At 65.8% G+C, this 20177-nt stretch carries 18 protein-coding genes; 12 read left to right on the top strand and 6 right to left on the bottom strand.

Annotated elements, in window-relative coordinates:
- Window position 1: 1 nt before the first annotated feature.
- Window positions 2-727: a TetR/AcrR family transcriptional regulator gene (locus AAFN84_RS16905; RefSeq protein ID WP_347515806.1), complete on the bottom strand. Its 726-nt coding sequence runs from the start codon at window positions 725-727 to the stop codon at window positions 2-4.
- A 22-nt stretch (window positions 728-749) separates the two neighbouring features.
- Window positions 750-2000, bottom strand: a complete 1251-nt coding sequence (locus AAFN84_RS16900) for a four-carbon acid sugar kinase family protein (RefSeq protein ID WP_347515805.1) — start codon at window positions 1998-2000, stop codon at window positions 750-752.
- A gap of 145 nt (window positions 2001-2145) precedes the next feature.
- On the opposite strand from AAFN84_RS16900, the gene AAFN84_RS16895 reads away from it, so the two are divergent.
- Complete coding sequence (locus tag AAFN84_RS16895; RefSeq protein ID WP_347515804.1) at window positions 2146-2793, top strand: class II aldolase/adducin family protein; 648 nt, start codon at window positions 2146-2148, stop codon at window positions 2791-2793.
- A 7-nt stretch (window positions 2794-2800) separates the two neighbouring features.
- Complete coding sequence (locus AAFN84_RS16890) at window positions 2801-3607, top strand: shikimate dehydrogenase (RefSeq protein ID WP_347515803.1); 807 nt, start codon at window positions 2801-2803, stop codon at window positions 3605-3607.
- Between the two features lie 70 nt (window positions 3608-3677).
- Here the strand turns inward: AAFN84_RS16890 and AAFN84_RS16885 are convergent, their stop codons facing one another.
- Genes AAFN84_RS16885 through AAFN84_RS16870 form a run of 4 tightly spaced genes read right to left on the bottom strand, consistent with a single transcriptional unit; the run spans window position 3678 to window position 7525 of the window.
- Entirely contained in the window at window positions 3678-4721 is a 1044-nt protein-coding gene (locus tag AAFN84_RS16885) for an extracellular solute-binding protein (RefSeq protein ID WP_347516210.1), read from the bottom strand.
- Between the two features lie 40 nt (window positions 4722-4761).
- Window positions 4762-5565 (bottom strand): ABC transporter permease, encoded by an 804-nt coding sequence (locus AAFN84_RS16880; protein WP_347515802.1) that lies wholly within the window; start codon window positions 5563-5565, stop codon window positions 4762-4764.
- Complete coding sequence (locus tag AAFN84_RS16875; protein ID WP_347515801.1) at window positions 5562-6431, bottom strand: ABC transporter permease; 870 nt, start codon at window positions 6429-6431, stop codon at window positions 5562-5564. Before AAFN84_RS16875 ends, AAFN84_RS16880 begins: the two co-directional genes overlap by 4 nt.
- Window positions 6431-7525, bottom strand: a complete 1095-nt coding sequence (locus AAFN84_RS16870) for an ABC transporter ATP-binding protein (RefSeq protein ID WP_347515800.1) — start codon at window positions 7523-7525, stop codon at window positions 6431-6433. The genes AAFN84_RS16875 and AAFN84_RS16870 overlap by 1 nt, the downstream gene beginning before the upstream one ends.
- A gap of 440 nt (window positions 7526-7965) precedes the next feature.
- Between AAFN84_RS16870 and AAFN84_RS16865 the strand changes: the two genes are divergently transcribed.
- From AAFN84_RS16865 to AAFN84_RS16820, 10 genes are all read left to right on the top strand, one after another.
- Window positions 7966-8676: a GntR family transcriptional regulator gene (locus AAFN84_RS16865; protein WP_347515799.1), complete on the top strand. Its 711-nt coding sequence runs from the start codon at window positions 7966-7968 to the stop codon at window positions 8674-8676.
- On the top strand, window positions 8673-10334 hold the full coding sequence (locus tag AAFN84_RS16860) for a N,N-dimethylformamidase beta subunit family domain-containing protein (protein ID WP_347515798.1): 1662 nt from the start codon (window positions 8673-8675) through the stop codon (window positions 10332-10334). The genes AAFN84_RS16865 and AAFN84_RS16860 overlap by 4 nt, the downstream gene beginning before the upstream one ends.
- Window positions 10335-10481: 147 nt before the next feature.
- A complete protein-coding gene (locus AAFN84_RS16855; RefSeq protein WP_347515797.1) occupies window positions 10482-11246 on the top strand; it encodes an FCD domain-containing protein in 765 nt (254 codons plus the stop codon).
- Window positions 11243-12286, top strand: coding sequence for an ABC transporter ATP-binding protein (locus AAFN84_RS16850; protein WP_347515796.1), 1044 nt, complete (start codon window positions 11243-11245; stop codon window positions 12284-12286). Before AAFN84_RS16855 ends, AAFN84_RS16850 begins: the two co-directional genes overlap by 4 nt.
- A complete protein-coding gene (locus tag AAFN84_RS16845; RefSeq protein WP_347515795.1) occupies window positions 12283-13410 on the top strand; it encodes an oligopeptide/dipeptide ABC transporter ATP-binding protein in 1128 nt (375 codons plus the stop codon). Before AAFN84_RS16850 ends, AAFN84_RS16845 begins: the two co-directional genes overlap by 4 nt.
- On the top strand, window positions 13407-14900 hold the full coding sequence (locus AAFN84_RS16840; protein ID WP_347515794.1) for an ABC transporter substrate-binding protein: 1494 nt from the start codon (window positions 13407-13409) through the stop codon (window positions 14898-14900). The genes AAFN84_RS16845 and AAFN84_RS16840 overlap by 4 nt, the downstream gene beginning before the upstream one ends.
- Window positions 14901-14967: 67 nt before the next feature.
- Window positions 14968-16461: an ABC transporter substrate-binding protein gene (locus tag AAFN84_RS16835; protein ID WP_347515793.1), complete on the top strand. Its 1494-nt coding sequence runs from the start codon at window positions 14968-14970 to the stop codon at window positions 16459-16461.
- A gap of 60 nt (window positions 16462-16521) precedes the next feature.
- Window positions 16522-17469 (top strand): ABC transporter permease, encoded by a 948-nt coding sequence (locus AAFN84_RS16830; RefSeq protein ID WP_347515791.1) that lies wholly within the window; start codon window positions 16522-16524, stop codon window positions 17467-17469.
- Window positions 17466-18332, top strand: coding sequence for an ABC transporter permease (locus tag AAFN84_RS16825; RefSeq protein WP_347515790.1), 867 nt, complete (start codon window positions 17466-17468; stop codon window positions 18330-18332). The genes AAFN84_RS16830 and AAFN84_RS16825 overlap by 4 nt, the downstream gene beginning before the upstream one ends.
- Before the next feature lie 21 nt (window positions 18333-18353).
- On the top strand, window positions 18354-20150 hold the full coding sequence (locus AAFN84_RS16820) for a gamma-glutamyltransferase family protein (RefSeq protein ID WP_347515789.1): 1797 nt from the start codon (window positions 18354-18356) through the stop codon (window positions 20148-20150).
- The last annotated feature ends 27 nt before the right edge of the window (window positions 20151-20177 follow it).

Below are 20177 nucleotides of genomic sequence, written 5' to 3'. Positions count from 1 at the left end.
ATTACACCGTCCCCGTGAACGGGTTGGCGGCCATGTGCTCGAGCGGGATAAAGATGCGGTCCAGCGCTTTCTGGGTCAGCGGCTTGCGTGGCAGGAATTCCGGCAGGAAGCGGCGCAGATAGTCGATCGCCACGGCGGTCGCTTCCTTGCGGTAGTGCTCGGTGATCCGCCCATGCCGGCCATAGGACAGTCCCCAGATGCCGTCCATGCTGGAGCCCGCGATCTCCAGCCGCTCGATGAAATCGGGAATGATCGGCATGTGGAAGTAGGCGCCGAAGAAGCGCTCGCGGCTGCGCGCGATACGGGCATTGCCAGACAGGTCCGCATTCCTGACCGCGACGCTGACGCCGGCGCCGAGAAACAGCCGCAGGGCGGCCGGCCGGCTATTCTGGAAGCCGGCTGCGCGCGCATGGATCATGTGCAGCAGTTCCTGCCAGGTCTGCGGTTCCGGATCGGTCAGCGGCGTGATCGATATCCGGTAGATCTCCTCGTTGAAGCGCAATGCCAACGCCACGAAGGCCGCGTTGCGGTTGGGAAAGAAGTGGTAGACCGAGGCCAGCGGCACCTCGGCGGCCTCGGCGATCTGCGCCAGCGATATGTCCTCGTCGCTGTTGTCGGCGAGCAGCCTTTCGGTTGCGTCAAGCAGGATGTTGTAGCGCTCGACGCCGCGCTTGCGCATCGGGCGGGTCGCCGAGAAATCCACGCGGGGCGCCTGGGCATCCGTCAAGTCAGCCTGCTCCTGTTGGCCGTCATGCGCGCATGGCCTCGATGGCGCGCAGGAGAATATCGTCGGCGCCGAGTTTACCCGGTTTGAGGTAGAGTGACAGATGCTGCGGCGCATCGACGACGCAGAAGCCGGTGCCGAGTTCCGATTCCGGCATTGCCCGCACGCGGCGCACACCCAGCGCTTCGACCACGGAGCCCGACGTTTCGCCGCCGGCAACCGCCAGTCTCCGCACGCCACGCGCGACCAGCCCCTTGGCCACGCCGGCCAGCAGCCGCTCCGCCTTTCGTGCTGCGTTGAGCGCGCCATGCGCCTGCTGCGCACGTTCGACGATCTCCGTATCCGCTGCGGTGGTGATCGCCAGCGGCTGGTCGCCGATGCGCGTTTGCGCCCATGCGAGCGCATCATCGATGAGCGCTTTTTCGTCGCGCCCGTCGAGCAGGTCGAGGGTCAGCACCGGATGCAATTGCGCAAACGCGGCGAGCTGCGCCATGGCCACCGGCCCGACGCTGCCGACGAGCACGGCCGCCGGTCCGCTGGCGTGCGGGGGCAGCGGCGCGCTCTCGGCCCGCGCGCTGCCGGCCACCGCCTTGGCGAAAGCGATGATGTGCGCATCGCTGCCCACGGTGGTGCGCATCGGCGCGGCGAGCCTGGCGCCCATCTCTGCGTCGGAATCGTCGGAGCAGTCGACCATCACATAGTCGATGCCGTCGTTCGCCAGCGCGTCGAGGCGCGCCCGCGCCGCATCGAAGCCCGCATGCAGTGCCGCGTGCGGCAGGAGGCCGACGGTTCCCTTTGTCTGCCTTGAGAGCACGCGTACCATGTCGGGATCGGTCATCGGCGTCAGCGGGTCAAACCGCTTGATCGATTCCGAGACCAGCCGGTTGCGGTAGAACAGGTAGCCCTGGTGCACCGTGGAGCCGAAGCGCGGAAAACCGGCACTGAGCAGCATCGGTCGCTGGCCATAGCGACGCGCGAGCAGGTCGGCGACCGGCCCGATATTGCCGTCGTCCGTGGAGTCGAAGCTGGCGCAGACCTTGTAGGCGACCCGGTCGCATCCCGCCGCGTCGAAACGGTCCGCGATGTCCTCGACTTCTGCAACGGCCTCTGCCGCAGGGATAAGCCGCGTCCGTGTCGCCACGATGACGACCGGCGAGGGTTCGAGCGACGCCAGCTCTTCGCGATCGAACAGCACCGGACATGCGATGCCCGCGCCCTCGATATAGCCGGCGATCATCAGGCCGCCAGTGTAGTCATCCGCCACGATACCAAGCATCGTCGACGCCTCCAAAGCGATAAGCAATTCGATTTTCTAGCAGCAGATCGTGGGATTTTACAGTGCTGATTTCCGGCCTCGCGCATTGTCGGTAGGCAGTAATTCGACTATCCTATGATATATCATCCAGCATGGAGGTGCGGCGGTGGACGAGAACAGCGCGCGGAGGGCGATCATCGACGCCGTCCGCTTCCTGGAAGACAAGGGGCTCAACCACGGCAGCGCCGGCAATGTCAGCATGCGCTTCGGCGATGGCGCTCTGATCACGCCCGCCGGCGGACGCAGCGCCTGGCTGACACCTGACGCGATCGTCCACGTCTCGCTCGACGGGGACGTGCGCGGCGAGGGAAAGCCCTCCAGCGAATGGCGGTTTCACACCGGTATCCTGCGCACCCGGCCGGAAGCGGAGGCGGTGGTGCACACCCACGCTGATTGCTGCGTGGCGCTGAGCAGCCTGCGCAAGCCGATGCCGCCCTTCCACTACATGATCGCCAGCTTTGGCGGCAACGACGTTCCCTGCTCGCGCTACGAGCCGTTTGGCTCGGCGGGACTGGCCGATGCGGCGGTCGAGGCGATCGAGGGGCATCTCGCCTGCCTGCTCGCCAACCACGGCATGATCGCCATGGGCCGCAGCCTCCAGCATGCGCTCGACCTGACGGTCAAGCTGGAGACGCTGGCGCGGCAATACATTCTCGCGCGCCAGGCCGGCGAGCCGGTTCTGCTCGACGAGCGGGAACTGGCTGAGGCGCATGCCCGCTACGGCACCTACGCCGCCGCCGCGATGCCGCGCTGAGGCACCCATGCGCATCACCGGCCAGACCCGCATCATGTTCATCCTAGCTGACGCCGTCGGCCACATTGTCGGCTCCGACGTGCTCAACCGGGCGTTCGAGGAGATGGAGTTGAACGTCGCCGTCTCACCGCTGTCGGTCGGGCCGGACGATCTCGCAGACATGCTTGCCATGATCCGCCGCATCAAGAACGTCGCGGGCTTCGGCGTCACCATCCCGCACAAGATCGCGGCCACCGCGCTGGTCGATGACCTGACCGATGCCGCGCGCGACATCGGCGCCGTCAATTTCGTCCGCCGCAACGCGGACGGCAGCCTCACCGGGCACAACATCGACGGCGAGGGGTTCCTAGCGGGGCTGGCTGAGCATCAGGTGGCGGTGCGTGACGCTACGGTGCTGCAGGTCGGGGCCGGTGGCGTCGGCCGCGCCATAGCCTTCGCGCTCGCCGGCGTGGGTGCCAGAGATATCCATCTGGTCAACCGCGACAAGGCGAAGGCGGAGGAACTGGCAACGGCGATCCGCGCCCGTGGAGGCAAGGCCACCATCCACGTGCACGCCAGCGAGGACGACGTTCCCGCGAAGGCATTCGACCTCGTCGTCAACGCGACCTCGCTCGGCATGCATGACGGTGACCCGCTGCCGTTATCGCCATCGCGGCTTGGCCCGTCGACCACTGTTGCGGAAGTGATCATGACGCCCGTGACGACGCCGATCCTGGCGCAGGCACAGGCGATCGGCTGCCGCACCGTGCCGGGGATGGCGATGATGCAGCCGCAGCCACTTCTCGTGGCGCGCTTCCTCGGGCTGGCTGCCTGACAGCACCTACCAAAAGCAAAACGGCCGGCTCGATGAGCCGGCCGTTCTATTTGTTGCGGTTCGCCGCGGATTACTGGGTCAGCCAGGCTGTCCAGCGCTCGCGCAGCATGTCGCGGTTCTCGCCGATCCAGGCGAAGTCCGGATCGACCAGCACCTCGTAGTTGGCCGGGTAGGTCGCGTACAGCTTCTGCTCGTCTTCCGGCAACTGTGCCAGACCGGCCGTCGACGACGTCGCGTAGCCGACGGCCTGGATGAATTCCGGGTGGCCATCGGCATTGCCGTAGAAGAAGTCGATGAAGGCCAGCGCGCCCTCTGGGTTCGGCGAGTCCTTCAGCACGGCGAAATAGCCGGTATCGCGCAGCGCGCCATCCCATGCCATCGCGAACGGCGCGCCGTCCTTGATGGTGGCCAGCGAGCGGCCTGAATAGGACATCGTCATCACGACCTCGTTGTCGCGCATGATCTGCTGCACCTGGTTGCCGGTCTTCCACCACACGGCGATGTGCGGGCGGATCTCGTCGAGCTTGGCGTAGGCGCGATCGATGTCCATCGGGAAGAGGTCTTCCTTGGCGACGCCGTCGGCCAGCAGCGCGATGGCGGGCACCCACCAGTCGCGGTCGCCGGTGTCGGGCAGGCCGCGTGGCCCGGGGAAGCGCTCGACGTCCCAGAAATCGGCCCAGTTCTGCGGCGCCTCGTCGGCGAAGACCTCGGAATTGTAGGTCAGCACCATTCCGCCGGTCGTGCGGGCGACGCCCTTGCTTTCGCAAGCTCCGTCAAGCGCGAATTCGACCACTTTCGGCATGTCGGCGCACGGAATGTCGAGCAGGATGTCGGCCTTGTCGACAAGGTCGGGCCCGGTCGCGGTGACGATGTCGAACTCGATGTTGCCGCTGCGCACCATGCCTTCGGTGCGGGCCCACTGGTCGGGAACCTCAATGTCGAACGGGATGACCTCGGTGCCGGTTTCTTCCTGGAAGGGCAGGTACATGTGCTCTTCGAGCATGTTGCGCATGAGACCGCCGGTGGTGGCGATGACGACCTCGTCGGCCATCGCCGGTGCTGCCGCGCCGATAAGCAGCGTGGCACCAAGCATTGCCTTGATATGTGTCTTCATTTTCATGTCAGCCTCCTTTGCTGAGTTCCCCTGTTTTGCATCAGGATTCCTGGACCCCCGCCGCCCGCCTGTCAGCCATGCGCTTCAGCAGGCCGGCGCCGATGAGCACGGCGATGGACAATAAAGTCAGCAGCACCGCGATCGCCGGTATCACCGGCGTCAGGTTCTGCTCGATGTCGTCGAACATCATGCGCGGCAGCGTCTTGTCGCGGATGCCGGCGAGAAAGAACGCGATCACCGGTTCGTCGAAGGAGATGATGAAGGCGAACAGGCCGCCCGACACCACGTTCGGCATGATCATCGGCAAGGTGATGAGGCGAAAGGCGGTGAAGCGCGAGGCGCCGCAGCTCATCGCAGCATCTTCCAGCGCCGGGTCGACGCTCGACAGCGCTGCCGCCACGGTAAAGACCGTAAACGGCATGGCGATCAGCGAATGGGCCATGACATAGCCGAGTGTAGTGCCCGAGAGCCCGGTGCTCTGGAAGAACAGGTAGAGCGCGACGGCCAGCGCGATATGCGGTACCACGATCGGCCCGATCAGCAGCGCCTGGAACAGCGTGCCCATGCTGCCCGCGCCCCGCACCAGCGCATAGGTCGCCATGGTGCCGATCACGGCCGTGGCAATCGCCGTCAGCACCGCGATGCGGACGCTGAACCAGGTCGCCTCCATCCAGCGTTCGTCGCCGAAATAGGCCTGGAACCAGCTCAGCGTGAACCCTTCCGGCGGGAAGGTGAGGTAGTTCGATTCGCTGATCGACATCGGCAGGATGACGAGGATCGGCAACAGGATGAACACCAGCACCGCGTAGACATAGGCGTTGAGAAGCAGCGATCGCGGGTTCATGCGCGGCCTCCCATCATCCGGTCGAAGCGGAAGACCTTGGAGAAGGCGAGGGTGATGACGGTGACGATAAGGGTGAGGACGCCGACCAGGGCTGCCGCAAACGGCCAGTCGAGATTTTCGCGCATCTGCTGCGAGATCAGCGTGGCGATCATTATCTCCTGCGGCGAGCCGAGCAGGGCCGGGGTGATGAAGTAGCCGAGCGCGGTGAGGAAGACGAGGATGAAGCCGCCGAGGATGCCGGGCATGGCCAGCGGCAGCGTCACCTCCCAGAAGCTGCGCAGCGGCCCGGCGCCGCAGATGGCGGCCGCCCGGCCATAGTCGGCGGGGATGTTGCGCAGCGCGCCGTAGATCGGCAGCACCATGAACGGCATCAGCACATGGGTCATGGCGATAACGACGGCGCCTTGCGTATAGAGCAGCGTCATCGGCTCGTCGGTGATGCCGACGAACTGCAGCGACTGATTGATGATGCCGTTGCGCTGCAGCAGGATCGCCCAGGCGGCGGTGCGCACCAGCACCGAGGACCAGAACGGCAGCAGGATGCAGGCGGTGAGAAACACCGCCTTGGGGCCGCGCGAATTGGCCATCAGCACCGCGACGGGCAAGGACAGGGCAAGAGACAGCACGCCGACGAGCAGCGCGATCTGCAGCGTGCGGAAAAGCACCCTACCATAGACCGGGTTCTCCACCACCCGCTGATAGTGTTCCAGCGTCGGTTGCGGCTCGAGCACGGAGATCGAGAGCAGATTGCCGAGCGGGTAGAGAAAGACGAAGATGACGAGCGCGAAGAACGGCCCCATCAGCATAAGCACCGTGCCGCGCGACATGGTGCGTCCGTCTGCCTCGAAGAAGCCGGGCGCCGACATCAGGCGTCGCCCTGCGGGTACAGAAGCAGCGCGTCGGGCGGGCATGACAGGCCGACGCGGTCGCCGGGGCTGACGGGCTGTAGCCCTGCACTGGGAATACGCAGGCGCACTTCGGTGCCATCGGCGAGCGTGGTGATCAGCAGCGTGCCGGCGCCGGCATAGACGACGTCGCGCACCGTGGCGGCCCATGTGCCGGCGGTCCCCGCCTGCGTGTAGGACATCCGCTCCGGCCGTACCGCCAGCACGGCACGGCCGGGCTTGACCGGGGCGAGCCGCGCTTCGTCGGGCAGGACAATCTCCTCGCCTTCGACGAGGCGGGCGCGGTTGCCGTCCCAGTCCACCGGCAGCATGTTCATTTCGCCGATGAAGCCGGCGGAGAACAGGTTGGACGGCCGCTCGTAGAGTTCGCGCGCCGGCGAGACCTGCTGCAGCTTGCCGGCCTTGAGGATGGCAATCCGGTCCGCCATGGTCAGCGCCTCGCCCTGGTCGTGGGTGACGAAGACCACGGTGAGGCCGAGTTCCGAATGCAGCCGCTTGATTTCGAGCTGCATTTCCTCGCGCAGATTCTTGTCGAGCGCCGACAGCGGCTCGTCCATGAGCAGCACGCGGGGGCGATAGACGATGGCGCGCGCCAGCGCGACGCGCTGCTGCTGGCCGCCGGAAAGCTGCTTGGGCATGCGGTCGCCATAGCCGGCGAGGCGCACCGTCTCCAATGCCGCCTCGGCCTGCCGCCGGCGCTCTGCCTTGGGCACACCACGCATCTTCAGCGGGAAGGCGACATTGTCGGCGACGCTGAGATGGGGAAACAGCGTGTAGTGCTGGAACACCATTCCGATGTTGCGCTTGTGCGGCGGAAGCCGCGTGCAGTCCTCGCCATCGATGATGATGTGGCCCGCGCTTGGGCGCTCGAAGCCGGCAATGCTCATCAGCACCGTCGACTTGCCCGACCCGCTCGGGCCCAGCAGCGCGACGAATTCTCCGGCGTCGATCGTCAGCGATACGTCGTCGACGGCCCTCACATTGCCGAACCGCTTTTCCAGCGCCCGGATGTCGATCGAGGCGCCATTCGTCTGCGGCGAGGCTTCTCGAGGCATGAGGGAAACTCCGTGTCGTCGTCCTTGTCGATGAGAGCGCCTGCCGCGCTATCCATGGACGGTACACGATATATCAGAAAGCTCAAGTAATTTGATTATCTTTGGGCATTGCCATGCAAAGTCGCGCAGTTGCTTCGGGAATCTGTGAAGCGACAGGCCCATCGATCGACAACCGAGAATGCCACCAAGTGCCGGAGTTGTGCGGAATAGCGCCGGTATTCCCGTGCCGCAGATACGATAGCTGTGCTCATATCGCGCAGCCGCTGGTTGTGGAAATAGCAGAGTTTCTCGAATTGCATATCACTAAGCCGCTTTTGATGCGCTTGACAGAGGCGGAATCCACGTGCCTGATATATCCAGACGTGCCGTTAAGGACAGGCGGGGAAGACGATCGGCCCGCTGACTGTCCGGCACGGATCTCACGAGGGAGGAGGCAGCCCTTGCTTGCCGAAGAGGTCTATTCGCGGCTTCGCCTCGCGCTGATGAGGGCGGAGCTTCTGCCGCATCAACGGCTGAAGACGCGTGACCTGGCACGGAGCATGGGGACGTCGGAAACGCCGGTGCGCGAGGCGCTCCTGCAACTGGCGCGCGACGGGGCGATCGAGATCAAGCCGCGCTTCTACATCCGCGTGCGCAGGCTGTCGCTGGCGGACTACAAGGACATCCGCGACATCAGGCTCGAACTCGAGCCGATGGCGGCCGAACGCGCCATGTCCAATATGCGTGGCGGCGACCTCGAAAGGCTCGAAGCATTCCATAGGGCGCTGGTCGACGCGGAGCGCCGGCGCGATTGGGCCACGGCGCTCGAGGCCAACCGCGCCTTCCATTTCACGATGTTCGAGCACGCCGCGATGCCTGCGCTGCTGCAGGTGCTGGAGCGGCTGTGGCTGCGTGTCGGTCCAATGCTGTCAGAACTCTACCCCGATGCCCTGCCGCACTATCCCGACGGCCACCAGCACGAAGCGATCCTGCGTGCGCTGAAGAACCGCGAGGCCTACGCGCTTCGTATGGCCGTGCGGCTGGACCTCATCGAAGGCGGACGCAATCTGCTGCGCCGGCTGGCAGACATGGAAGCCTCGCCGTCCCGCATGGACGCCGTGCCGCGCATTTCCCCTCCACCCGTCGCGCTAGGAGTGACCGACGCATCATGACCAAGAAACCTTTCAGTTTTCCGGAAATCGGCCCGCACGCGATTAAGCCCTGGGCCGTGCGCAAGGGCTATGCGGACGAGCACTTCCTGTCCGACTACCGCTTCCAGTTTCCGCGCGAGGACCCCGAACTCGCCGAGGTTTTCGTCTACACCGACAGGATGTCGTACGACCCGGGCGAAACGGTCGAGTTTCACGGCTCCACCACGGCGGACGAATGGTCCATCCAGATCTACCGCGACGGCTTCCGCCCCGAGATGGTGCATGAGACATTCGGCCTGCCCGGCAGTTTCACGAAGACTTCGGAAACCGCCTACATGGATGGTTGCGACTGGCCGGTTCTGCATCGCTGGCAGATCCCGAAGGACCAGCGTTCAGGGTTCTACCGCGTCGTGTCGACCTGCATGCGCAAGAGCGGCGAGCGCTTCGTCCAGCATCATTTCGTCGTGGTGCGGCCGACGGCGGCCACCCGCAAGGGCCGCATCCTGTTCATGCTCGCGACCGGCACCTGGACGGCTTATAACGACTGGGGTGGCGCCAACCACTATTTCGGCACATGGGGCCCCAACAAGAACGAGGGTTCGCCGATCCTCTCGCTGCAGCGACCCTGGACGCGCGGCATGGTGTGGTTGCCCAAGGGCGCTGCCCGCATCACCGTCGCGCCGCTGCCGGACATGAACGATGCGCCGCGCTTCCCGTCCAAGGAGTGGGGCTATTCCGGCGGCTGGGGCCAGTATTACGCCGCCGCCGGCTGGGCGCAGTTCGACCGGCATTTCGCGGTCTGGGCAGAGCGCGAGGGCTACGAGTTCGACATCATCACCCAGACCGACCTGCATTACCGTCCCGAAATTCTCGACGACTATTCCTGTCTCGTCACCGTCGGCCATGACGAATACTGGTCGTGGGACATGCGCAAGACGGTCGAGACATTCGTCGAGCGCGGCGGCGGTTTCTCGCGCTTCGGCGGCAACTTCCTGTGGCAGATCAGGCTGGAGGACGAAGGCCGTCAGCAGCATTGCTGGAAGTTCAAGGCGCCGACGATGGACCCGGTCCGCGACGATCCCGAGCGCAAGCATCTTCTCACCGCATCGTGGGAGAGCGGCGGTGTCAGTTGGCCGGGCGCGTCTACGGTCGGTGTCAATGGCTGCCACGGCATGTATGGAAGCTGGGGCGGCTTTGCGCCGCGCGGCTCGCGCGGTTTCACCGTCTACCGGCCCGAGCACTGGGCGTTTTCTGGCACCGACCTGCGCTATGCCGACGTCTTCGGCGCGGAAGCAGGCATCTTCGGCTATGAGGTCGACGGCCTCGACTACACCTTCCGGCAGGGCCTGCCCTATCCGGTGGAGGCGGCCGGCGTGCCGGACGAGATCGATATCCTGGCCATGAGCCCCGCCGTGCTGTTCGAATACGAGCACGAGGGCGAGGGCGTGCGCTACTACGTCCGTGACGGCGACCTCAACGGGCTTGCCGAACTCGCCGCAGAAGAGACCTCCGTCGCACGGCGCAATTTCCAGTACGGATCGGGAATGGTCGTCGGGATGAAGCGCGGCAAGGGCGAAGTTCTGACGGCGGGAAGCTGCGAGTGGATCATGGGCCTGACCCGCAGCGACCCGTTCACCGAGCAGATCACGCGAAACGCGCTCGACCGGTTCACCGCCTAGTACGACGACCCCGCCCGGTTCTCCGGCGCTCGTTCCAGTCCAGCCCCGCGAATGTGCATATTCGCGGGGTTTTGCTTGACAGCGTGGTGGATCGACGGGATGAATTGAGGGAACCAATTCTTTCAATGGTTCCTCGCGGAGAGATACTTGCAGCCGGAACGGGCGACCTCGAACTCTTCCATCGCGCTGGAGCGGCTGCGCCAGCTGGTGCGCGAGCACCGGGACGACGCGGAGTGGCGTTTGCCGCCCGAGCGCGAACTGGCGCTGTCCATGGGGCTCGGCCGCCGCGCGGTGCGCCGCGCCATGGAAGTGCTCGAGGCCGAAGGTGTGGTCTGGAGGCAGCAGGGCAAGGGAACCTTCATCGGACGTCGTCCCGCAATCCAGCCATTGCTGATGGGCAATCTCGCCGACCGGACCAATCCGCTAGAGGTGATGGAGGCAAGGCTGCAACTCGAACCGGCGCTGGCCCGCATGGCGGCGCTGCGCTGTTCGCCCGACGACATCGAGGCACTGCGCCGCCTCGCCCAGAAGACGTCGTCGGCGCACGACAATGACGGCTGGGAGCTGTGGGACAGCGCCCTTCACCGCCGCATCGCCGAATGTGCAGGCAATGGCCTGCTGCTGTCGCTGTTCGACGTGCTGCAGACGATCCGCCGCGAGCCCGACTGGCGGCGGCTTCGTGCCCGCGCCCGCAGCGACGAGAGCCGCGACATCTCGTTTCGCGAGCACGAGGCGATCGTCGAGGCGATCGCCGGTCGCGACGCGCCGGGCGCCGAGCGGGCGATGCGCCGCCATCTCAACGGCATCAACGTCAACCTGCAGTCGATCGTGCTCGGCGATGCCGAGGACCATCTGCCGGACGGCATGGACGAGGCCGCGCCGGCGCGCGAAGCGGTGAGGACGCGAGCATGAACCGAACCGAACCCGTATCCACCGGCTCTTCTGCAGCCCCGCAGGCAGCGGGTCAGCCGGTTCTTTCGGTGAGCGATTTCTCGCTGACGTTCAAGGCCGACGCCGAGACCAATCTCGTCGAAGGCGTCTCGTTTTCGGTGGCCCCTGGCAAGACGCTGTGCATCGTCGGCGAATCCGGCTGCGGCAAGAGCGTCACGTCGCTGGCGCTGATGGGGCTGCTGCCGTCGCCGCCGGCCCGCATCGTCTCGGGAACGGCGCGGTTCGGCGATCGCGATCTGTTCTCGATGCCCGAGCGCGCGCGTGCCGACCTGCGCGGCAATGAGATCGCGATGATCTTCCAGGAGCCGATGACCTCGCTCAATCCCGCCTTCACCATCGGCCACCAGATCGCCGAGGGCATCATCCGGCATCGCGACGTCTCGCGGGCCGAGGCGCGGGCGCAGGCGCTGGAGATGCTGGAGTTCGTGCGCATCCCCGCGCCCGCCAAGCGGCTCGACGCCTACCCTCACCAGCTTTCAGGCGGCATGCGCCAGCGGGTGATGATCGCCATGGCGCTGGCGAACCGGCCCAGGCTGCTGATCGCCGACGAGCCGACGACGGCGCTCGACGTGACGATCCAGGCGCAGATCCTGGCGCTGGTGCGCCAGATCCAGGACGAGACGGGAACCGCGATGATCCTGATCACGCATGATCTCGGCGTCGTGGCGGAAGTGGCCGACGACGTCGCCGTCATGTATGCCGGCCGAATCGTCGAAAGCGGGCCGGTCGAGGCGATCTTCGCCGATCCGCAGCATCCCTATACGATCGGCCTGTTCGGCTCAGTGCCGTCGCTTGGCCGGAGGCAAGGCCGTCTCGCCACCATCAAGGGTGCGGTGCCGCCGCTCGAACTGATGCCCAAGGGCTGTCGTTTTGCCCCGCGCTGTCCGTTCGCCGACCGGCGCTGCCACGACGAGGTGCCGCCGACGGTCTCGTTCGGCGACGGCCACGAGGCAGCGTGCTGGTATGCGCCGATCGAACAGACGATGGAGGCGCGGCAATGAATTCGACCGGCGTCGACATGCCCATCCTCGAGGCGAGGGGGCTGATCAAGCGCTTCGGCGGTCGCCGCGGCCTCTTCGAAGCGTCGCCGACGGTGCATGCGGTCAACGACGTGTCGCTGCAGATCCGTCGCGGCGAGACTTTCGCCATCGTCGGCGAATCCGGTTGCGGCAAGTCGACCCTCGGCCGCCTGCTGCTGCGTCTCATCGAGCCCAGCGAAGGTGACGTCCTATACGAAGGGCAATCGATCACCGCCCTGCCGGACCGCGAGATGCGGCGGTTGCGCCGCGACCTGCAGATCATCTTCCAGGACCCGTTCGCCTCGCTCAACCCACGCATGACGGTGGGCGACATCATCGCCGAGCCGATCCGGCTGCATGGCCTGGCGCGCGGCGCTGCCGTTCGGGCGCGGGTGGCGGAGCTGCTCGGCATCGTCGGACTGCGGCCGGAATATGCCGAGCGCTATCCGCACGAGTTCTCGGGCGGCCAGCGCCAGCGCATCGGTATCGCCCGCGCGCTTGCGGGCGAGCCGAAGCTGATCATCGGCGACGAGCCGGTGTCGGCGCTCGACGTCTCGATCCAGGCGCAGGTGATCAACCTTCTTGAGGAGCTGAAGGACCGCTTCGGCCTGACGCTGGTCATCGTCGCCCACGACCTTGCCGTCATCCGCCACATGAGCGACCGCGTGGCGGTGATGTATCTCGGCGAGATCGTCGAGCTTTCACCGGTCGACCCACTCTACGAGACGCCGCTGCATCCCTATACGCAGGCGCTGCTGGGCGCCATTCCCAAGCCTGACCCGAGGGACCGGACCGAGCCGAAGCTGTTGCAGGGTGACGTGCCGAGCCCGACCGACCTGCCGTCCGGCTGCCTGTTCCATACTCGCTGCCCGCATGCGCGCCCGCGCTGCGAGGTTGAAAAGCCGGTGCTGGAAGAGGCCGGCCCCGGCCGCAGCGTGTCGTGCCACTACTGGCGCGAGATCGTGGAGCCCGACGCATCGAGCGCCCATGAAACGGCGTTGGACAGCGTATTGAACCGCCGCCTCGACCTCTACCGCGCATACCAGGCGCGGCGCGAGGCGGAAGACCAGCGACCCGAAAACAACCATACAGGAGGCCAGACATGAAAAGATTGGTGACAATGACCCTCGGCGCGATGCTGATGGCGAGCGCGGCATCGGCGGCCGATCTGACGATCGCGCTGCAGGACGATCCTGACGTGCTCGATCCACACCGCGCGCGCACATTCGTCGGCCGCATCGTCTTTACCTCGCTGTGCGACAAGCTCGTCGACATCGACGACAAGCTGGCGATCGTGCCGCAGATCGCCACCGAATGGTCATGGAACGACGACAACACCGTGCTGACCATGTCGCTGCGCGAAGGCGCCACCTTCCACGACGGTGCGCCGATCGATGCGGAGGCTGTGAAGGCGAATCTCGACCGCGCCCGCACCGATGAGGAAAGCCTGCGCAAGAGCGAAGTCGCGTCGATCTCCGATATCGCCGTGGTCGACGACCTCACCATCGAGATCACGCTGTCGCAGCCCGATGCCGGCCTTCTCGCGCAGCTTACCGACCGCGCCGGAATGCTGATGTCGCCGGCGTCCTTCGAGGCCGATCCTGGCCAGAACCCCGTCTGCTCCGGCCCCTACAAGTTCGTCGAGCGGGTGCAGAACGACCGCATCGTGCTGGAGAAGTTCGCCGAATACTGGAACGCCGACGCCTACGCCTTCGACAACGTCACCTTCGTGCCAATCCCGGACGCGACGGTTCGTCTGGCCAACCTGCGCTCCGGCGACGTCGACATCATCGAACGCGTCGCGCCGTCGGACCTCGAGACCGTGGAGAGCGACGACACGATCACGCTGGCCTCCGTCACCGGCCTCGGCTTTCAGGCGATCGAGGTCAACATGGCTAACGGCGAGCGCGCCGACACGCCGCTCGGGCAGGACAAGCGGGTGCGCCAGGCGCTCGACCTTGCGATAGACCGCAACGTGATCAACGAAGTCGTCGGCGCCGGCACCTACGAGCCTGCGTACCAGGCGTTTCCGCCGGCGAGCTTCGCCTACAATCCCGAGATCGGCAACAACGGCCGCGACGTTGAGCGTGCCAAGGCATTGCTGGCCGAGGCGGGCCACGAGCGCGTCGCCTTCGAGCTGACTTTCGGCAACAACACCATCATGCAGCAGGTCATGGAGCTCGTGCAGGCGATGGGCGCCGAAGCAGGCTTCGACATCACCTTGCGGCCGACCGAGTTCGCCGCTCTGCAGTCGGCACTCAAGGCCGGCGACTTCGAGGTCGGGCAGTCTGGCTGGTCGGGCCGTGTCGATCCGGATGGCAACATTCACCAGTACGTCACCTGCGAAGGCAGCCTCAATGACGCAAAGTACTGCAACGAGGAAGTCGACCGGCTGCTCAACGAGGCGCGCACCATCAACGGCGACGCCGAGCGCAAGGCGCTCTACGACGAGGCGCAGGCGATCCTGCGCGACGAGATGCCGATCATCTACCTCTTCTATCTGCCCTGGCCGTTCGTGCATCAGGCATCGATCGAAGGGTTCACGGCCTATCCCGACGGCATGATCCGGCTCGCCGGCGTGACGATGGGCGAGTGACGAAACGCGGGGGCAGGCATCGCCGGCTCCCGATGCTCCAACGAAAACACAACAGGGGAACACGACCATGAAACTGCTACTGTCAACGCTGCTTGCCACGACCTTCATCGCCGGCGCCGCCTCGGCGCAGGATTTCCGCATCGGGCTCCAGGAGGACCCCGACGTGCTCGACCCCCACAAGTCGCGCACCTTCGTCGGCCGCCTCGTCTACCAGTCGCTGTGCGAAAAGCTGATCGACGTCGATGCCGACCTCAACTTCGTGCCGCGCGCCGCGAGCGAATGGAGCTGGAACGACGACAACACGCAGCTGACCTTCACCATCCGCGAGGACATGGTGTTCCATGACGGCACCAAGGTCGACGCGGCCGCCGTTGCCGCCAATCTCGAGCGTGCTCGGACCCTTCCGGACAGCCTGCGCAAGAGCGAGCTCGCCTCCGTCACCAGCGTCGAGGCGCCCGATGCGACGACTGTCGTGCTGACGCTCGCCCAGCCGGACGCGACGCTGCTCGCCCAGCTTTCGGACCGCGCGGGCATGCTTCTGTCGCCTGCCAGCTTCGAGACCGACATCGGCACCAACCCGGTCTGCTCCGGTCCCTACAAGTTCGTCAGCCGTGTCCAGAACGACCGCATCATTCTGGAAAAGTTCGCCGACCATCCGGACGCCGACGACTATCATTTCGACCGCATCATCTTCCAGCCGATCCCGGATTCCACCGTACGGCTCGCCAATCTGCGTGCCGGCGACCTCGACATGCTGGAGCGGCTCAATCCCTCGGATGCCGCCTCGGTCCGCGATGACGCGGAACTGCAGTTCGAGACGATCGCCGGTCTCGGCTACCAGGGCATCACCATCAACACCAGCGGTGAGGGCGACGGTGACAACCCGCTCGGCACCGACAAGCGCGTACGCCAGGCGCTTCAACTTGCCATCGGGCGCGACATCATCAACGACGTCGTCGGCAACGGCCTGTTCGAGCCCGCGCAGCAGCCCTTCCCGCCAGCCAGCCCCTACAACAGCGACGACTATCCGCTGGTGACAAGGGACGTTGAGGCAGCCAAGGCACTGCTGGCCGAGGCCGGCCACGAGCGCGTGGCATTCGAGCTGTCCTTCGGCAACAACACCACCGCGACCGCAATCAACGAGCTGATCCAAGCGATGGCGGCCGAAGCCGGCTTCGACATCAGCCTGCAGCCGACCGAGTTCGCAGCGATGCAGCAGGAAATGCAGGCGGGCAACTACCAGGCGGCGCAGATCGGCTGGTCGGGCCGCGTCGACCCGGACGGCAACCTGCACCAGTTCGTCACCTGCGAGGGCGCCCTCAATGACTCGAACTACTGCAATGAGGAGGTTGACCGCCTGCTCAACGAGGCGCGGCAGACGCCCGACACGGAAGCGCGCAAGCCGATCTACGACCAGGCGCAGGCGATACTGCAGGACGAGCTGCCGCTGATCTACGTCTATCACCAGCCATGGCCGTTTGTCCTTTCCGCGAAGGTCGAAGGGTTCCAGGCCTATCCGGACGGCATGCTGCGCCTGAAGGGCGTCAGCGTTACAGAATAGCGACACGCGGGCGGCGGCGGAGCGATCCGCCGCCGCCGTATCAACCATGAGCGAAGCCAGATGTTGAAGATCATTGCCAGGCGCGTGCTCGTCGCGATACCGACGCTGGTCCTCGTCACGCTGATCGTGTTCGGGCTGCAGAAAATCCTGCCCGGCGATCCGCTGCTAACCATGGCCGGGGAGGAACGCGACCCGCAGGTGCTTGCCTATCTGCGCGAGAAATACCGGCTCGACGATCCGTTCCACGTCCAGTACGTCGCTTGGCTCGGCAACGTGCTCACCGGCGATTTCGGCAATTCGCTTCGCACCGGCGTTCCGGTCTCGACGCTGATCGCGCAGAAGCTGCCCGTTACCCTGCAACTCGCGGTTATGGCGATCATCATGGCGATGCTGATCGGCATTCCGGCGGGCATCGTCTCGGCGGTGCGCAAGGGCACGGTGACCGACTATGCCGCCAACGCGGTGGCGCTGTCTGGCATGTCGATCCCCAATTTCTGGCTCGGCATCATCCTGATCATGATCGTCTCGGTCCAGTGGCGGCTGCTGCCGGCCTCCGGCTACGTGCCGCTGAGCGAGGACCCGGTGCAATCGCTGCGCACAATGCTGATGCCGTCCTTCGTGCTGGCGACCGGGCTCGCCGCCTACCTGATGCGCCACACGCGCTCGGCGATGCTCGGCGTTCTCACCTCCGACTATATCCGCACCGCGCGGGCCAAGGGGCTGATGCCCAAGACCGTGGTGCTCAAGCACGCGCTGCGCAACGCGCTGATGCCGATCGTCACCTTGTCGACGTTGCTGTTCGGCGAGCTTCTGGCCGGTGCCGTGCTTACCGAGCAGGTGTTCACCATTCCCGGCTTCGGCAAGCTTATCGTGGATGCTGTCTTCACGCGCGACTATGCCGTCGTGCAGGGCGTGGTCCTGTGCACCGCTGTCGGCTTCATTTTCATGAACCTCGTCGCCGACGTTCTTTATATCTTCATCAACCCGCGTCTGAGGCACCCGCAATGAGCGCATCGGCCGAAGCGATCGCACCGCGCCGCAAGCTTGGACGTGCGGCAACCAAGCTGTTCTCCAACCGCAGCGCGGTGTTCGGCGGCGTTCTGGTCAGCGTCTTCCTGCTGATGGCCGTGCTGGCGCCGTTGCTGGCCCCTTACGACCCCTTCGCGACCTCCTTCACATCGATCCGCAAGCCGCCGTCGGCCGAGTTCTGGCTCGGCACGGACGAACTTGGCCGCGACATCTACACGCGCATGGTCTACGGCGCGCGCGCCTCGCTGATGGCAGGTGTCGTGTCGGTCGCGATCGCCGTGCTCGTCGGCGTGCCGTTCGGGCTGCTCGCGGGCTTTTACGGCGGCTGGGTCGACGCGATCATCTCGCGCGTCACCGAGGCGCTGCTGGCGATCCCGTTCCTGATCCTGGCCATCGCGCTCGCCGCCTTTCTCGGGCCCAGCCTCACCAACGCGATGATCGCCATCGGCCTGTCGGCCACGCCGATCTTCGTGCGCCTGACACGCGGCCAGACGCTGGCAGTGAAGACGGAGGACTATGTCGAAGGCGCGCGCGCCATCGGCCTACCCAACGTGTTGATCATGATCCGCTACATCTTCCCGAACGTGCTGCCGCCGATCGTCGTGCAGGCGACGATCACCATCGCCACCGCGATCATCGCCGAGGCCAGCCTGTCCTTCCTCGGGCTCGGCCAGCAGCCTCCCAATCCGTCCTGGGGCTCGATGCTCAACACCGCCAAGAATTTCATGACCCAGGCCCCGTGGATGTCGGTCTTCCCGGGCGGCGCGATCTTCCTGGTCGTGCTCGGCTTCAACCTTCTCGGCGACGGGCTGCGCGACGCGCTCGACCCGCGCGACAACTGACCAGACCACGGAGCAGGACCCATGTTCACCACACGGCCGGAGATTTTGGGGACGTTCGGCGTCGTCACGTCGACCCACTGGCTCGCCTCGCAGTCGGGCATGGCGATGCTGGAGCGCGGCGGCAATGCCTTCGACGCCGCGGTCGCAGCGGGCTTCGTGCTGCAGGTGGTCGAGCCGCATCTCGTCGGGCCCGGCGGCGAAGTGCCGATCGTCTTCCACTCGGCGCGAACGGGCAAGACACGGGTGCTCTGCGGCCAGGGCACGACCCCGGCCGCCGCCACCATCGAGCACTACAAGGCGCTAGGGCTGTCGCTCATCCCCGGCAACGGGCTGCTGCCGGCCGTTGTTCCTGGCTCCTTCGATGCCTGGATGCAACTGCTTCGCGACGAGGGCTCGCTGCCGCTCGCCGAGGTGATGGCGCCGGCCATCCATTATGCCGAGAACGGCCATCCGATGCTGCCGCGCGTCGCCAACACCATCGCCGGGCTAAAGGACTTCTTCACCCGCGAGTGGCCGACCTCCGCGGCGTTCTTCACGCCCGGCGGCCGGCTTCCGGAGGCCAAGAAACTGTTTCGCAACGAAGCGCTGGCGAACACCTGGAAACGCGTGGTGTCGGAATCGCAGGCCGGCGGCGGCAGCCGCGAACGGCAGATCGATCGTGCACGCGACGCGTTCTACAGGGGCTTTGTGGCCGAGGCGATCGACCGCTTCGTGCGCGACAACGAGGTGATGGACGAGAGCGGCTCGCGCCATCGCGGCGTCATCACCGGCGACGACATGGCCGGCTGGCAGGCGACCTATGAGGAGCCGCTGAGTTACGAGTACCACGGCTATCGCGTTAACAAGATCGGCCCGTGGGGGCAGGGGCCTGTCTTCCTCCAGACGTTGGCGCTCCTCAAGGGGTTCGACATCGGCGCGATGGACACAAGCGGGCCGGAGTTCGTTCACACGCTGACCGAGGCGATGAAACTCGCCTTCGCCGACCGCGAATACTACTACAGCGATCCCAACTTCATCGACGTGCCGATGCAGACCCTGCTGTCGGATGCATACAACGACGAGCGCCGCGCGTTGATCGGTGACATGGCGTCGCTCGACCTGCGTCCCGGGCGTATTCCCGGCTATGAGGGGCAATGCGCGCGCATGGACGACGTACTCGAACGGCTGTCGAAGGTCGCGGGCGCGGGCGACGTCTCGATGGAGCCGACCATGGCTGACATGCGCTCGGCGCGGCGCGGCGACACCGTGCATATCGATGCCATAGACAGGCATGGCAACATGGTGGCGGCCATGCCGTCGGGCGGGTGGTTCCAGTCCTCGCCCTACATCCCTGAGATCGGCTTCATGCTCAACACCCGCGCCCAGATGTTCTGGCTCGAGGAGGGGCTGCCTGCCAGCCTCGCGCCGGGCAAGCGCCCGCGCACGACGCTGACGCCGAGCCTCGCGGAGAAGGACGGCCGCCCGTACATGGTCTTCGGCACGCCGGGCGGCGACCAGCAGGAGCAGTGGCAGCTGCAGTTCTTCCTGCGCCACGTCCATCACGGTCTCAACCTGCAGGAAGCCATCGACCTGCCGATGTCGCACACTGCGCATTTCCCGAATTCGTTCTACCCGCGCGATCGCAAGCCCGGAAACCTCGCCGTCGAGGAGACGTTCGGCACGCAGACGATCGAGGCCCTCAAGGCGCGGGGCCACCGCGTCGACGTCGAGCCGCAATGGTCGATCGGCCGCATGGTCGCGGCTGCGCGTGACGAGGACGGCATCCTGCGCGCCGCCGCCACGCCACGCCTGATGCAGGCCTACGCCGTCGGACGATAGGCGCGTCTGACCTGCAACATGCACTTC

The sequence above is a fragment of the Mesorhizobium sp. CAU 1741 genome, assembly GCF_039839275.1.
Lineage (GTDB): Bacteria > Pseudomonadota > Alphaproteobacteria > Rhizobiales > Rhizobiaceae > Aerobium.
The sequence above is the reverse complement of the archived record's forward strand: the minus strand, read 5'-3'. Positions and strand labels throughout refer to the sequence as shown.